Source organism: Rhizobium sp. 007, assembly GCF_015353075.1.
Classification (GTDB): domain Bacteria; phylum Pseudomonadota; class Alphaproteobacteria; order Rhizobiales; family Rhizobiaceae; genus Rhizobium.
This window is the reverse complement of record NZ_CP064189.1, coordinates 167,866-183,266: the sequence shown is the minus strand read 5'-3', so window position 1 is coordinate 183,266 and position 15,401 is coordinate 167,866. Positions and strand designations below refer to the sequence as shown.

Below are 15,401 nucleotides of genomic sequence, written 5' to 3'. Positions count from 1 at the left end.
AGGTAGCAGCGCACCCATGACCGTGAGTGCACCGACCTACAAGAACCACCGCTATCCGATCGAAATCGTAGCCCGTGCTGTCTGGCTCTACTTTCGCTTTAATCTGAGCCTGCGCGATGTCGAGGAAATGCTGCTCGATCGCGGGATCGTCGTTTCCTACGAGACCATCCGCCGATGGTGCCGAAAGCATGGCCTTGATTATGCGCGCCGCATACGCCGCAAGGCGCCGACGAAAGGCGATGTCTGGCACCTCGATGAAGTCGTGGTGCGCATCAACGGTCAGAAATGCTGGTTGTGGAGAGCGGTTGATCAGGACGGATATGTGCTCGACGAGATCGTCCAGACGCGCCGTAACACCAAGGCGGGCAAGCGCCTGCTGACGCGACTTCTGAAGAAGCAGGGCATGCCGCCAAAGCGTATAATCACCGACAAATTGCGCTCCTACGGGGCGGCCAAACGCCAGGTCATGCCGAACGTGGAACACCGCTCGCATAAAGGCTTGAACAACCGGGCGGAGAATTCTCACCTGCCGTTGAGAAAACGGGAGCGAACGCGACAGGGTTTCCGGTCGGTTGGCTCATTGCAACATTTCGTGTCGATCTTCTCCGCCGTCCGAAACCTCTTCGTCCCATCCCAGACCAACCGCTCCGCAGCACAAATTCGAACCCATCGACGCCAGGCAATGGCCGCGTGGGAAGCTGTGAGTGCACGGCCTGCCTGAAAAGCGCAGGGTCGGCCTCACGTGGCCACATTCAAACAACGTGACAACGCCAGTGGATCGAGCATCAGAGCGGACAGTCGACGCTCCATATTCATCATTGCGCAATCTGGGATTACCGGGAACAAGCCCGGAGCCGGGGCGTCGAACTCACCCTTAAGGCGCCTTGCGAATATTGCGTGCCCGCCACAACGGCCATGATCACCAACAAAGGGCTCCATGCCTCCCACGAGTTGATCGAGGGCGATAACGGACGCGGGTGCAAATGGACGGCGTCTCAGGTTCGATCCTGATTAACGATATTGAACAACGGACAATTTGGAGTTTGCGATGACGCAGTATTTTCAACTGCAAGGCAGCTTCTTCGATGCTGCCGCCCAATCTGAATTCGCGCATCTTGTCGCTCATCAGCAACCGGATTGGCCCAATAGAAAGGCGCTCGCGACCAAGCTTGCGAGCCTTTCGTCCGATGGGCTCGTGAGCGAACACTCCGTTCAGGCCCTGCGAACAGAACTCGCCCAGCTCGGGAAGGACGGGCTGATCCTCCAACTTGGAGATTGCGTGGAAGATCTTGAGCTCGACGTCCGGGCCGACACCCTCAAAAAGCTGCGCTTCATAGATGCTGGCCGCACCCAACTCGGGGCGCGCACCGGAAAGAGCGTCACTGCAATTGGCAGGATTGCAGGACAATATGCCAAACCGCGCTCCGTAGACACCGAGCAGATCGATGGTCTCCAGCTTCCTGTCTATAGGGGTCCCATCGTTAACTCCGCTGAACCCACGATGGAAGCCCGACTGCCTGATGTCGGCAGAATCGAGCGGGCGCATGTGGCCTTGCGAGTCGCGCATCGGGTGGTTGCTGACTACAATCGGACGAGTGGCGAAAACGGCCATGTGTGGACCAGCCATGAGATGCTGCTTCTCGACTACGAACTTCGCTTTCTGGCTCGAGGGAGCCGGGGCCGCCATCTCGCCACGACGCATTGGCCCTGGATCGGAGCGCGAACGCGCCAGCTGGGCGGTGCCCATGTCGCGGTGGCCGCCAGGCTCAGCAATCCCGTTAGCGTGAAGATCGGACCTGATACGGACCCAACCGAGGCTGTGGCCCTGGTGAGAAAGCTCAACCCGCTTGATGAGCCCAGCAAGCTCGCGTTCGTGATCCGCATGGGCTTTGAGCAAATCGGAAAGCTCCGGCCGATCGTTCGGGCCGTGCGCCGAGAATTTGAGAACGTCCTCTGGATCAGTGACCCCATGCACGGCAATACCGTGAAAGCGCGGTCCGGCCTCAAAACCCGGCACCTCGCCCACATCATTTCCGAGTTGCAGGATTTCCAAAAGATCCTTCAGGAAGAGAAGCTGATTGCCTCCGGCCTGCATCTCGAAGCCACACCAGACGACGTCTACGAGTGCGCGGATGATTTCGTCGAACCCGACGCAACTCACCGGTACACATCCTTGCTCGACCCTCGCCTTAATCCCGAGCAGACGGCCCGTGTTCTAGACTCGTGGTTTGTCTGACCGTTCAAACTGATCCAAATGCCGCGAGCTATGCCGGAAAGGCTGAAGCGTGGCATCAAGTGTTGCGTCTCTGGCCTGAAGAACGAACCGGGCGGCTAATCCACCACTGAATGCATCTGATCGAAGGAAAACAACATGTGCGGGATTGCAGGATGGATAGATTTTGCCGGACTACCGTCCAACGCGGATCAACTTGTAGAAACCATGAACAATGTGCTGGCGCGGCGCGGTCCCGACGAAGCGGTGTCTGGCGATCGGAATTCGCCTGTCTTGGCCATCGCCGACTTTCCGTGATCGACCTCGAGGGAGGAGCCCAGCCTATGGAGCTCTCCCGTGAGAGGGGCAGCATCACGCTCACCTACAATGGTGAGATCTACAACTACCGGGAACTCAGGCAGGAACTGCTTGCCCGTGGCCACACATTTAAAACGCAAAGCGATACTGAGGTTCTGCTCGCCGCCTGGTCCGAATGGGGATATGAGTCCTTGGGACGGCTGAACGGAATGTTTTCGTTTGCCCTATGGGATGCCAGTCGTGAGGAGCTGTGGCTCCTGCGGGACCATCTCGGCATCAAGCCGCTTTATTATCACTGGCGAGGCTCCAGTCTCCTCTTCGCTTCAGAGGTGAAGGCTCTCTTTGCCCATCCATCCGTTCATGCAGTAATCGATGCTGAAGGCGTCGCTCAACTGCTTCTGCCGCTGATCAAATTCCCTGGCGCCAACCCGTACAAGGATGTCTTCGAAGTTCTTCCAGGAAGCGCAACTGTGTTCTCGCGAAACGGGCTCCGCTCAATTCGCTACTGGAATCTGGAGGAAATCATCTCCCGGGCTCCACCACGGATCGAAATTACGCAAGCAGGAGCATCCCTGCGTGGACTTCTGATTGACACGATAGAACGTCAAACGATCGCCGATGTTCCGCTTTGCACACTGTTGTCCGGCGGTCTGGATTCATCCGCGATCACAGCTGGGGCCCAGAAAATCCAGACGGGGAACAGCAAGGTTAGGTCCTTTTCCGTCGATTTTAACGACGCGGCAGATTCCCAAACCTCCCGCTCAGCACTGGATCGGAAATTTGCCCATGAGGCGGCAGCGTTCATCGGGTCGGAACATCGTAACATCGTCCTGGACACCTCGCTCCTGGCAGCGCCTGAAACCAGAGACGCTTGCGTTGCCGCACGTGACCTTCCGAACGGGATCGGCGACCTTGACTTAAGCCTTTTGCTTCTGTGTAGGAAAGTCAGAGAACACGCGACCGTCGCTCTTTCAGGTGAGTCTGCCGACGAGCTTCTCGCAGGGTATCTCTGGTTCCAAGAGCCAACCGCAGTCTGGGCGGATACGTTTCCGTGGCTGGCGGACAGTCCCGCTCACGGATATCTTCACCAACGAATCCTCAACGCATTCCAACCGGCCTTGCTTGCTGAGCTGCAGCTCGAGGAATATCTTCAGGACCATTACTCTGCAGCTTTGAGCAAGCTCGATTTGGATCCCGGGTTGTCTGCGGCGGACCGGCGTCATCGCGAGATCATGTATCTCGCGGTGACGCACTTTCTGCCGACACTCCTGGATAGAAACGATCGCCTGAGCATGGCAACCGGGCTGGAAGTGCGTGTTCCCTTTTGCGATCACCGCATCGTCGAACACCTGGTGACCTTGCCGGCAGCCGTCCACACGGCCGATGGCCGAGAAAAGTCCGTGTTGAGACAAGCTGCGAAAGATATGCTGCCGGTCGGTGTCCTCGAAAGGAAGAAGTCGCCTTATCCCTCTGTGCCCGATCCAACCTATTCTTCGCAGATCGCAAGCCAGATCGACGCGCTGACGAGCGATCAGCGCGCTCGGCTGCGCGATTTTTTCAGCCCTTCAATCCTCGACGGACGAGGCGCCGCCGGCATGACAGCGTCGCATGGTCTGATAAGCAACATAGAGGGGGAGCTTGTTTTGAATTTTGCGTCCTGGTTTACGCAATACAATGCGCAAATCGCGACCTGACAATGATGCCCGGACGTTCCAACAGCGAGGACAAAACATCATCAAGGAATTGGCCGTGCAGCGCATCGTCAGGATGGCGGTAACGACGTCTGCGAACGCCCCCGCGCGGATATCCGGCGGAGCGAATCTCGATGAGGGCGCAGAAGGAAGCTCGAAGCCACGCCGCAGGCGCAACGATTGTTGCTGGTTAGGCGCTGGCCGCGTTGACGATGTCCTCGAAGTTGCGCAGGCCAACGCGTGGCGCATTGACCAGCACCGCCATATTCCCCGGCTTGTGCTGGTTCTTCCACATCTTCGTGTGGGCTTTGGCGATTTCATCCCATGGAAAAACCTTGCTCATGCAGGGGGCGATGCGGCGATCGATCACTAACCGGTTCGCCGCGCTGGCCTGTTTGAGGTTCGCGAAGTGCGAGCCCGGATTCGCTTCTGGCGTATCCAGACGTATCGGGCATCGAACGTGATATTGAGCCCTGTCGTGCCGCCGCAGAATACCACCATGCCCCCGCGCTTAGCGACCAGAGTTGAGACTGGGAATGTCTGTTCGCCTGGATGCTCGAAAACGATGTCGACGTCGCGGTGTCCAGTGATATCCCGGATCGACTTGCCGAACCGCCGAGCTTCCTTGATCCAGGTGTTATACTGGGGCGAATTTACTGTGGGCATGGCGCCCCAGCAGTCGAATTCGTTGCGGTTAATGACCCCATTGGCGCCCAGCGCCAACACGTACTCAGCCTTACTGGCGTCCGACACGACGCCAATCGCGCTGGCGCCGGCCTCGGCGGCCAGCTGCACCCCAAACACCCCAAGCCCACCCGAGGCTCCCCACACCAGCACGCTATCGCCCGGCTTGAGGATGTGCGGTTCATGCCCGAACAGCATGCGGCAAGCTGTGGCGAGGGTTAGTGGGTAGCACGCGGCCTCCTCCCAGGTGAGGTGCTCCGGTTTTGGCATCAGCTGCCGCGATTGCACACGGCAGAACTGGGCGAACGAGCCGTCAGGGGTTTCGTATCCTCAGATCCGCTGGGAGTGTGAGAGCAGCGGCTCGCCGCCGTTGCACTCCTCGTCATCGCCGTCGTCTTGGTTGCAGTGGACGACAACCTCGTCTCCGACCTTCCAATGCCGCACCTTGGCGCCCAGCGCCCACACTACTCCGGCCGCGTCTGAGCCGGCAATGTGGTAAGGGGCATTATGCACGTCAAACGGCGACATCGGATGACCTAGCCCGGCCCACACCCCGTTGTAGTTGACGCCACCCGCCACTACGAACACCAGTACCTCGTCGTCCGCTATAGGCCAGGTCGGTACCACCTCGACGAGCATCGAGGTCTCCGGCGGCCCGTGACGCTCTCGGCGTATGGCCCAAGCGTACATGCGTTCAGGAACGTGTCCGAGCGGGGGAATCTCCCCCACTTCGTAAAGCCCCTTCCGAGCGGGGGCTATCGGTGACGTTTCGAGAGCAGCGGCTCCCATGGTGACCTCCTAGTAATCTATAGTCATTTTCTCAGATGCTGACGGTCCTGCCCCTAGCGCTTGACCACCCCCGCCTCGACCGTGGCGCAAAAATCACAGGCGCTAGCCCTCCCACGACACATACGTACGCGGCCCCGGTCGAATGCCATTGGCTGCCAAAACCCAAAGTTGGTAGTGGAGCAAAACGCACGAACTTACCGCACGAAAGGCATCTGACTGGCTTCAGCCTCGAGTTCGCATAGATGCTCCAGCATCTCATCGTGGCGGCCGAGGCCCGTCGCGGCAAGCCCTCCTTTTTGCAAGCAGTCGCATGAGTCTGTCAGGCTGGGGAGTTCATGTGTCCAGGATGAGGTGCAACCGAGCCGTTTCCATTCGTACCGGAATTAACCAGTGATGATATACTGTCCTTTAATATCAATCATTTAGTTCCATAATATCTATTATGCAACAGTTATTTGTAGCCGCAAAGTTAAAGTGTCCTGATTCTGCAAAGTTGGAATGTCACACTCCCCGCGTTTTGATGACCTGGGAGATTGCGGATGGGACTGATTGCGATGAGCGAGCGTGATCTGCAGCGGATCGAGGTTTTGTCGAAGGTCGTTGACGGCCGGATGACGATAGTGTCGGCGGCGCATGTGCTTGATCTGAGTACGCGCCAGGTGCGTCGTCTGCTGGAGCGGATCCGCGCTGATGGTGCGGCATCAATCCGGCACAAGGCGATCGGCCGGCCGTCGAACAACCGGATCAGTGACGGTGTCCGGGATTACGCCGTGACGCTGGTTCGCGAACGGTATGCGGACTTCGGTCCGACGCTGGCGGCCGAGAAGCTTGCTGCCCGAGATGGATTGCGTGTGTCGCGCGAGACATTGCGCAGCTGGATGGTGGATGCTGGCCTGTGGCGATCACGCAAGCAGCGGCGGACGTTTCATCAGCCGCGCTTGCGGCGCGAAGCCTATGGCGAACTGGTACAGATCGATGGCAGCGAGCATCGCTGGTTCGAGGATCGTGGCGATCCGTGCTCGCTGCTGGTGTTCGTCGACGATGCGACGGGCAGGTTGATGCAGTTGCGCTTTGTCCGCTCGGAAAGCGCGTTCAGCTACTTCGATGCGCTGGCGCTATACCTCAAGTGTCACGGTGCACCAATTGCCTTTTATTCCGACAAGCATTCGGTGTTCCGGGTGGCGAAGAAGGACGCAAAGGGCGGCCAGGGCATGACCCAGTTCGGACGTGCGCTTTGCGAGTTAAACATCGAGATTCTCTGCGCAAATTCGAGCCAGGCCAAGGGTCGTGTCGAGCGGATGAACCGGACGTTGCAGGATCGGCTGGTCAAGGAACTACGGCTGGCCGGGATCGATGACATAGAAGCGGGTAATGCGTTTTTGCCGGGCTTCATGGAGGACTACAATGCGCGGTTTGCGATCGTCCCTGCCCGGTCTGAAGACCTGCATCGTCCGATGAACCTGGCGCCGGATCGACTGACGGAGATCCTGTGCAAGCGCGAGCAGCGTTATGTCGGATCGCAGCTGACGTTTTCGTTTGAACGCAAGCGGATCATGCTGAAGGAGACCGAGGTGACGCGCGGTCTGGTTGGCCGTTATGTCGAGACCTATGCCTATGCGGATGGTCGCCTGGATGTGCGCTGGAAAGGGTATTCCCTGCCCTACACGGTGTTCGACAAGGACCAGCGTGTGACGCATGCGGCGATCACCGAGAACAAGCGGCTTGGCGATGTCCTGTCCTATATCAAGGAGCGCCAGGACCAGCAGGACAAGCCGACCGTAAAGAGCAACAGCGACAAAAATGGCTACGTGAAACGCGCTCGCGGCCCGGGCCGGAGGAAAGATTTCATGGGCGATCCAAAGGTCGTTGCGCGGCGAGAGAACGCGTTGTTGAGGCAACCGGCTGCCGAATAAAAGTCGTCGTCAATGCATGCTGATTGAGGCCTGCTTATCCGACGCCAGTTTCAGACAGGCCTCCCACAAGGGTGTCTTGCGGTAGGTACCGTCCTGCCAGATAGTCAGTCCTTCGCGCTCTTCGTGTAGCAATCCCAGCCAGCACAGCGGCTGGATGACGTCGTAGCGGAGCGACGATCGTTCCATTACGGTTTCGACCGTCATCTCTGCTGGCGCTGGATACGCTTCGCTCGGATATAGCTCGTTCGCCAGCTCTTCGAGAGAACAAGGCATATCTGCTTTCATATTGATAAGATTGAGAAAGACGTGCCACCAACGTATCCGGTTGCGCACATCTTCCTGCGTCTGCCCATGATGGATATAAGATAATCCGTGGCGATCAGATCGAAGAAGGCTCTCGGTCTCGCCAAGAAGTCCCGACCACGTTTGGTTGGCAGCAGGTTGTCCTTATTCCAGCGAAGAAGTTTGAGGTGATGAAGCATGTCGCGCACGGGCCAAAGCGGCGGCATGTCGCTTTCGTTGAGCACCTTGTTCATGCTGTAGAGGTCTTCGGCTGTGAAGCCGGGCCACTGGAAGTGCGTGGCGGCCCAATGCACAAACTTGCGGTTCATGGCGCCAGTCGCGGTCAACCCGATGCCGCCCTGACTGCCGGCGTAGGAAACCGAAAGGATCATCCCGCGAAGAAGTGGCGAGAGAGCGGCGACATCGACGTCACCCACCAGCTTGATTTCCGGAAGCATCGTGCCACTCTGATCCCTGCCCTGCAACATACTGCCGACAATAGTACAACCGGCGACCGAACAATTGCTACTGAGAAAGCTAAAGCCCGAAGGGGTGCCTCTCACCCGCCCCCTCCCTTCCCTTGCAACCCGGCCCAGCCGGTCCGGTCGGGGGCTTGCCTCAGCGCAAGTGGAGATGTCGAGTGTCGCATTTCTAAATGGCTGAAGACGCCGCCCAAAGTGACATTTTAACTTTGCGCAGAAGCGGACATTCCAACTTCCCCGCCACATTATTTGTAAGGGCTATTTAGTAATGCGACAGTTGGGCCAGTTAGAGATGCGACAGTCTCGCCTCTCGACGCACTGGTCAAAGCCAACGTTGGGAGCAAGGATGACGACCTTCAGCCTGGTCGAGACCATGAGCGGTCGGAGTCGTCATGTCCTGTTTGATCACCATGTCGCAGAAAGAATTGCATCGCCTCGAAGTCATCCAGAAGATCCGTGACCTACGCCTGAGCGTTGTCCAGGCTGCCGAACTACTCGGGCTCAGTCGAAGTCAGGTCCATCGGGTGCTGCAGGCCTATGACCGGGATGGTCCAGCCGGCCTCGTTTCGAAGAAGCGATCGCAGCCGAGCAACCGGCGCCACAGCGAGGAGTTTCGCAATGCAGCGCTGGATCTGATCCGCGAGCATTATGTCGATTTCGGTCCGACGCTGGCGCGAGAGAAGCTGATCGAGTTGCACCGGATCTCTGTTGCCAGGTTCGAATCCTCACCGTGAAGCCGAGCCATTCCGCGGCGGTCCATTTTCTCTGAAGGAGAAAGGTTCAGGGAGCACGATTTTCCGCCTCGATGTGCGCGATGCGGGGACCGTGTTAGAGAGGGCTCTTACTGCCGGAGCCGCCATTCGCAATACGGTTGAACTTGCCGAGGACGGCCGTCGCATTGCAGCGTTCTTCGATCCTTTCGGGCACATATGGGCCTTGCATGAGAAGTTCGTCGCAACGAACCGGCGAGCCGCGTAGCGCAGTATCAATCCTGTCGCAAACGATAGCCGCGAGATTTTCGCGAACATTTTTTGCGGCAGGATCCCCCGATATGCAAGGACCGTCATTGACGGACCGACATAGTCCTGGCCATTACGCTGTAGCGAAGGCTTGTCTAGTAATCCTCGATCCTTTCCGGACCGGATCCACTGCGAAGCATCATCGCGGAAAAGCTGCTCTGCACAAGACCGGCTTTCAACTCCCTATGATCGGGGCTATCCCAAAGGTCATAATGCTCGTTGGGATCCTCCTGATGATCGAAAAGCTCTCCTATCCCAACATCATGATACATGTTCAGTTTGTGGCGGCCATCGAAGTACATCGATGCCCGGGAGCCCCGGCTTCCGCGGAAACGCAGCGAATTGTAATACTCGCTGACGACGTATGGCTTGTGATGGTTAAGCGGGGATTTGCCCAGCAGAATTTGATCGAGCGACAGCCCCTGCATAGCCTCGGGGACCTCAAGCCCTGACAGCGACAGCAACGTCGGCGCAATGTCAACCAGCTCAACAAGCGCCTTCGAAACCGACCCATGTACCGGGCTGTCGGGCACGGAAATCACAAGTGGAACATGCACGATGCCCTCATAAAACCGGCAGCCTTTGTAGAGCAGACCGTGGTCGCCCATCATATCGCCATGGTCGCTCATGAAGACGATGATGGTGCGATCGAGCTGCCCCGTTTCCGTCAGAATATCGAGTATCCGGCCGACCAGATCATCGACCTGCGCCACTTCCGCATGGTAGGCCGCTCTCATCTCCCATATATTGAACGCGGTCGGCGGAGCCTCGTGCGTGGGTCCTGCCAATTCATCATTGTCGGACTCACCCACGTCCGTGGCCGCGCGCCAGGGGTCGATCGCACACTTCGCTTGCTGATCCACATTCTCGAATTTCTTCTGGTGTTCGAGGTCGATCGGCTTGAAGGCGGGGTCTGGCATGTCGGCAGGATCGAAACGCCTTAAATAGTCTTCCGGAGGATTGAGAGGCGGATGAGGCGCGTCTATGTTGATGGCCAGGTACCAATTGCGATCAGAATGCATCTGGATAAAACGCTCGGCCCGATCGCCCGCCCAGCGAACCTGCCGATACTCTGCTGCCGGTCCCGGGCCATAGTGTTGGTCAAGGTACGGTTTGTAGTAGGCCTCGGGATCGATGCCTTTTGACCACAACCACGCATGATAGTCGTGATTCCCCGACCACTCCGGAAATGGCTCAGGGCTCCAGTAGAATTCAGCATATCCGTCGTCGGGACGCTTTTCGATCATTTGACGCGTGGCGGACAGATGCAGCTTGCCGATATGCCCTGTATAGTATCCCGCACTCGCCATCAGTTTCGGGAGCAAAGTGAGGTGGGAAGGAAACACACCTGCACCGTTCTGATGCACTTGATGGGCGATCGGATACATTCCCGTCAGGAAGCTCGTCCGGCTCGGCGTGCAGATCGGGCTTTGACAATAGGCGCGAGCGAAGACTGTACCTCTGGCCGCCAACCTGTTGATATTGGGCGTTTGCGTGCCTTTGAACCCCAGGCACTGCAACGTGTCCCAGCGCTGTTGATCACTGCAAATCCACACGATATTAAAGTTGTTCAACTCTGATCTCCCAAAGGCCAACCGAGGGTCGTCAAGGCGCGTCATCGGTGGCGATATGATAAGGAGTTCAAGTATCCAGCCCGGATACCTCCGCATGGTTCTAACCAAGGTCCAAGGCGGCGTTCGGGCCAGGTTCCAACAACCGCCTTTTTCATAACTGCAGTCGTCTTCTGAGGGACCCAACAAGAAGCACGCTCCGAGCAAGTATCCTCGACAAACGGCAGGGCCAGCGCGACCTGGTCTAGGGGTGTAGCGTCTGTTCGAGCTCAGCTATACTCTTGTCGAACAGGTCCGCCAGCTCATCCGCCTCATCCTCAGACAGAATAAGCGGCGGTGCGAAGCCCAGGACGTCACCCATGCACCGTGCGATAAGCCCGTTGCGGTAAGCAATCCGGTCAAATGTCGCTCCGACCTGCTGATCAGCGTCAAACGGTTCCTTGGTGTGCTTGTCCTTAACGATTTCGATTCCCAACATAAGACCCGCACCCCGAACTTCCCCGATGACGGGAGATCTTGCCGCTGTCTCTTCGAAGCGGTTGCGCAGCCGGCGGCCAATCTTCTGGACCTGGTCCGGAATATTCAGTTCTTCATAAATCTTGATGGCTTCCAGGGCGACGGCAACCCCCACGGGATGGCCCGAATTGGTGAAGCCATGACCGAACGCCCCGCCTTGTTTGTTGAATTCGGATACGGCGTCATAGATTTTGGGAGCGAGAACGACTGCAGCGATCGGGAAATACGAGGACGAAAGACCTTTTGCCAATGCCATCATGTCGGGCTGCATGCCAACAAGATCCTTGCCGAACCACTTGCCTGTGCGCCCAAAACCGCAAACGATCTCGTCATCCAGGCACAAAATGTCGTACTTGTTCAAAACCTGCTGAATGCGCTGAAAATAACCTGCTGGCGGGACGATAATACCACCGCCGGCGTAGACAGGTTCGGCTATGAAGGCCGCAATGGTCTCGGGGCCTTCGCGGACGATCAGGTCTTCAAGCTCATGCGCAAGCCGTTCCACATACGCAGCTTCATCCTCCCCTTCCTGCATTCCACGATAGCTGTACGGTGCGCAGGTATGCACGAACCCGGGGAATGGGAGGCCAAATTCCCGATGCATGAAATTCAGTCCGCACATGGAGGCGGCCGCAATGGTCGAACCATGAAATGCGCGGTCGCGGGCGATTACCTTCCGCTTGCGCGGCTTGCCATGCACCGTGTGATAGATCCAGGCGAGTTTCACCATCGTCTCGTTTGCCTCGGAGCCTGACGTGGTGAAGTAGCTTTTCCCCCCTTTCATTCCGCACAGGTCTACAAGTTTCTCCGAGAGGTTGGTGGCGCCCTCCCCGGTACGCTGAAAGAATGTATGATAGTAAGGCAGTTCGTCGTACTGGGCCTTTGCGGCCGCGATCAGACGCTCATTTGAGAAACCGAGCGTCGCGCACCAGAGCCCCGCCATTCCTTCGATATAGGCTTTGCCCGTGTTGTCATACACGCGGACACCCTCGCCTCTCGTCACAATCAGCGGCCCTTGTTCCTCAAAACGCATGGGGTTCGTCTGGGAATGCAGCTGGAACTGAACGTCTCGCTGCGCGATTGAGTTCGATATAGTCGTCATTGGTATGCCTCGTTTGGACAGTGTTACACACGCAGACCAGTCTTCTGGTCGAACAGAAAAAGGTGAGAAGGATCTATGTCGAAGCCGATCTGGCTGCCGGGGTTCAAGCGGATGAACCCGGGAACGGAAGCGGTAAGCCGCCCCCCGGCCCACCGTAGCGCCACATGCGTAGAGGGACCCACAGGTTGAACGAAGAGAACTTCCGCTTTCCGTTCGAAGTCACCCAGTTTGACGTGCTCCGGCCGCAGGCCGACCTCCACACTTCGCGTGCCTTTCGGAAGGTCAGGTCGTTTTAGTCGCAGTTCGACGCCATTGATTTCCAGAATCGAGGTATGGTCCGACACGCGCAGCTTGGCCGGCAACAGTTCGATTTGCGGATTGCCAATGAACGTGGCGACATACCGCGTTCGAGGTTGAAGATAAATTTCGTCTGGCGACCCGAACTGCTCGACCCGTCCTTGGTACATGACGGCGATCCGGTCGGAGATTGAAAGTGCCTCTTCCTGATCGTGGGTCACGAAGATCGAGGTAACCCCCAGTCGCTCATGTAGTTGTTTTATCTCTGCCCGCGTTTTGACGCGCAGCGATGCATCCAGATTCGAAAAAGGCTCGTCGAAGAGAAAGAGCCGCGGTTCGCGCACGATCGCGCGGCCGATTGCCACGCGCTGCTGCTGCCCGCCGGACAGTTGCCCGGGCAACCGCTGCAAGACGTGTCCCAATTCCAAAGCTTCGGCGACGACCGCGACGCGCTTTGCAATTTCAGGACGGTCTAACCCGCGCATCTTGAGCGTAAAGCCGATATTTTGGGAGACGGTCATGTGCGGATAAAGCGCATAGTTCTGGAACACCATGGCAGCGTCGCGCTGGACAGGCGAGAGCTCGTTGATCCTCTTCCCGTCCAGAAGTATATCGCCCGAAGAGCAATCCTCCAGGCCGGCAACCATGTTAAGAGTTGTCGTCTTTCCGCAGCCTGAAGACCCAAGGAGGGTAATAAACTCACCTTTATCGATCGACAGGTTTATGCTCTTGCAGACCTGGACCGCGCCGAACGACTTGCAGACGTCTTTGAGAATGATGTGAGACATGGAACACCTACCCTTTTGTCATGCCGTCTGCGAAGCCACGGATGATCCTGTTACGGAACACGATCGCCAGCAGCATGACTGGCAAGATGCTGAGAGCTGCCGCAGCCATCATCTGGCCGAAGACGGTCTGGTATTGCCCGGCGAAATTGGCGATCACGAGCGGCACTGTCTGCGCGTTCTGGCGCGTCAGAATGAGAGCGAAGAAGAATTCATTCCAGGCCTCGACGAATGCGAATACGGCGGCGGCAGTAAGTGGAGGAACCGAAATCGGCAGGACGATGTACCAGAAAGTCTGAACCGCATTCGCTCCGTCGATTGCGGCAGCTCGCTCTATGCTTGGGGGTATCGCCTGGAAAAACCCGCGAAGAATCCAGATAACGATCGGAAGGTTGAAAGAGAGATATACAACACCCAAAGCCAGAACGTTGTCGATCAGGCCCAATTTGCTGATCAGCAAGAACAACGGAATGGCAATGGCGATCCCGGGCAACATTTGTGTCGCCAGCACCAAAAAGGCGATTGCATTGGCGCGTGGCAGGGAAAGGCGTGCCAGAGCATACGCTGCCGGTGCACCGAGCGTCAGGGCTATCGACGTCGAAAACGCGGAAACTACGAATGAATTCAGGATGCCGGATGCCAGCGATGCCGCGGATTTTGAGACCGTCACATAATTCTCTTTGGTTAGATCCGAAAGTGACAAATTCAACGGCTGCGCAATGAGCGCGTCTTGCTTGATGACACTGGAAAGGAAGAGCCAAACAATGGGCGCCGTCGACCAGACGACGAACAACGCAAGGCACAGGCCGATGAAGCTTTGAAAAAGCCATCCACCGTTTCGATGATGTTGGAAGCTCATCGGCCAGCCTCCATGCTCTTAGGCGAAATGACTGCGATGTAGACGACGGCAAGCGCGAACGTCGTGACAAAAATCAGATTGGCAATCGCAGCTCCGCTTCCGAATTGGAGGAAGTTGAAGGTCGTCCGATAGGCAAGAAAGTTCATGGATACCGTTCCATCTGCCGGGCCACCGCGGGTCAGAACAAAGACGATATCGAACACGCGCAGCGCCCAGATGGTCTGCAGGATGACCGCGATTGCGATTGCGGATTTCATCGAGGGCAAGGTGACCGCGAGAAACGTTTGCATGCGGCTTGCGCCATCCATGTACGCAGCCCGATAGAGCGTTTGCGGCACTCTTTGGAGACCGGCCAAGAGCAGCAGCGCAATGAATGGGACTGACTTCCAGATATCGACAAGGAGAAGGAAATTCAGCGCTGACCGCGGCGTTCCGAGCCAAACCTGGTTGTGCTGAATAAGGCCCAGGCCGGTCAGTAGACTATTGAGAATGCCGTAGTTGGAGTTGAGAATCCACTTCCACAACACGGCGTTGGCGACAGGCGCAATCGCCCAGGGAACGATCAACAGAATGCGAAATATGCCGTGACGCGCCAGGGGATGTTGCAGGAGAAGCGCGATACCAAGGGAAATGATTGCAACGCACACCACTTCGACAACGGTGAAGTATGCTGTGTTACCGAGCGCTTTTATGAACGTACTATCGCTGAATAACAACGCGTAATTGTCGAAGCCAACCCAGGATCGCTCAAGAAGCCCTCCCGCCAGACGGACCCGCTGAAAGGCAAGTCTGAATGATTCAAGGATCGGGAATGCGAGAACCGCAGTGAGTACGAATAAAGCGGGCGCGACAAAGACAACACCGACCAGCCGCCGGTGTCG

The 15,401-nt window shown here is 57.3% G+C and carries 10 protein-coding genes and 3 pseudogenes; 6 read left to right on the top strand and 7 right to left on the bottom strand.

All coding sequences use genetic code 11. The features are described 5' to 3' along the window. Nucleotides 1–16 precede the first annotated feature (16 nt). From ISN39_RS32595 to asnB, 4 genes are all read left to right on the top strand, one after another. Nucleotides 17–721, top strand: a complete 705-nt coding sequence (locus ISN39_RS32595) for an IS6 family transposase (protein WP_194732115.1) — start codon at nt 17–19, stop codon at nt 719–721. Nucleotides 722–1,048: 327 nt separating this feature from the next. Beyond that, complete coding sequence (locus tag ISN39_RS32590) at nt 1,049–2,236, top strand: 3-deoxy-7-phosphoheptulonate synthase (RefSeq protein ID WP_194732114.1); 1,188 nt, start codon at nt 1,049–1,051, stop codon at nt 2,234–2,236. 135 nt (nt 2,237–2,371) lie between these two features. Then, complete coding sequence (locus ISN39_RS37055; protein WP_246763547.1) at nt 2,372–2,530, top strand: hypothetical protein; 159 nt, start codon at nt 2,372–2,374, stop codon at nt 2,528–2,530. After that, complete coding sequence (gene asnB / locus ISN39_RS32585) at nt 2,527–4,224, top strand: asparagine synthase (glutamine-hydrolyzing) (protein ID WP_246763546.1); 1,698 nt, start codon at nt 2,527–2,529, stop codon at nt 4,222–4,224. Before ISN39_RS37055 ends, asnB begins: the two co-directional genes overlap by 4 nt. Nucleotides 4,225–4,411: 187 nt before the next feature. Here asnB and ccrA read toward each other — a convergent pair. After that, nucleotides 4,412–5,694: pseudogene (gene ccrA / locus ISN39_RS32580) on the bottom strand (crotonyl-CoA carboxylase/reductase). 539 nt (nt 5,695–6,233) lie between these two features. On the opposite strand from ccrA, the gene ISN39_RS32575 reads away from it, so the two are divergent. Further along, nucleotides 6,234–7,607 carry an ISNCY family transposase gene (locus ISN39_RS32575; protein WP_194731190.1) on the top strand — a complete coding sequence of 458 codons (1,374 nt, stop codon included), beginning with the start codon at nt 6,234–6,236 and terminating at the stop codon, nt 7,605–7,607. A 9-nt stretch (nt 7,608–7,616) separates the two neighbouring features. Here the strand turns inward: ISN39_RS32575 and ISN39_RS32570 are convergent. Further along, a pseudogene (locus ISN39_RS32570) lies at nt 7,617–8,347 on the bottom strand (hypothetical protein). Between the two features lie 416 nt (nt 8,348–8,763). Between ISN39_RS32570 and ISN39_RS32565 the strand changes: the two are divergent. After that, nucleotides 8,764–9,087, top strand: a pseudogene (locus ISN39_RS32565) (helix-turn-helix domain-containing protein); the annotation flags it as partial. A gap of 398 nt (nt 9,088–9,485) precedes the next feature. Here ISN39_RS32565 and ISN39_RS32560 read toward each other — a convergent pair. The 5 genes from ISN39_RS32560 to ISN39_RS32540 form a co-directional block, all read right to left on the bottom strand. After that, a complete protein-coding gene (locus ISN39_RS32560; protein WP_194732112.1) occupies nt 9,486–10,964 on the bottom strand; it encodes a sulfatase-like hydrolase/transferase in 1,479 nt (492 codons plus the stop codon). A gap of 241 nt (nt 10,965–11,205) precedes the next feature. Then, nucleotides 11,206–12,579 (bottom strand): aminotransferase, encoded by a 1,374-nt coding sequence (locus tag ISN39_RS32555; protein WP_194732111.1) that lies wholly within the window; start codon nt 12,577–12,579, stop codon nt 11,206–11,208. 23 nt (nt 12,580–12,602) lie between these two features. Continuing rightward, nucleotides 12,603–13,664: an ATP-binding cassette domain-containing protein gene (locus tag ISN39_RS32550; protein ID WP_194732110.1), complete on the bottom strand. Its 1,062-nt coding sequence runs from the start codon at nt 13,662–13,664 to the stop codon at nt 12,603–12,605. Between the two features lie 7 nt (nt 13,665–13,671). After that, nucleotides 13,672–14,520 carry a carbohydrate ABC transporter permease gene (locus tag ISN39_RS32545; protein WP_194732109.1) on the bottom strand — a complete coding sequence of 283 codons (849 nt, stop codon included), beginning with the start codon at nt 14,518–14,520 and terminating at the stop codon, nt 13,672–13,674. Continuing rightward, nucleotides 14,517–15,170 (bottom strand): sugar ABC transporter permease, encoded by a 654-nt coding sequence (locus ISN39_RS32540; RefSeq protein WP_246763545.1) that lies wholly within the window; start codon nt 15,168–15,170, stop codon nt 14,517–14,519. The genes ISN39_RS32545 and ISN39_RS32540 overlap by 4 nt, the downstream gene beginning before the upstream one ends. Nucleotides 15,171–15,401 lie beyond the last annotated feature (231 nt).

Coding starts and splice junctions, on each gene's coding strand:
- ISN39_RS32595 (WP_194732115.1), top strand. CDS start 17: ATGACCGTGAGTGCACCGACCTACAAGAACCACCGCTATCCGATCGAA.
- ISN39_RS32590 (WP_194732114.1), top strand. CDS start 1,049: ATGACGCAGTATTTTCAACTGCAAGGCAGCTTCTTCGATGCTGCCGCC.
- ISN39_RS37055 (WP_246763547.1), top strand. CDS start 2,372: ATGTGCGGGATTGCAGGATGGATAGATTTTGCCGGACTACCGTCCAAC.
- ISN39_RS32575 (WP_194731190.1), top strand. CDS start 6,234: ATGGGACTGATTGCGATGAGCGAGCGTGATCTGCAGCGGATCGAGGTT.
- ISN39_RS32555 (WP_194732111.1), bottom strand. CDS start 12,579: ATGACGACTATATCGAACTCAATCGCGCAGCGAGACGTTCAGTTCCAG.
- ISN39_RS32550 (WP_194732110.1), bottom strand. CDS start 13,664: ATGTCTCACATCATTCTCAAAGACGTCTGCAAGTCGTTCGGCGCGGTC.
- ISN39_RS32545 (WP_194732109.1), bottom strand. CDS start 14,520: ATGAGCTTCCAACATCATCGAAACGGTGGATGGCTTTTTCAAAGCTTC.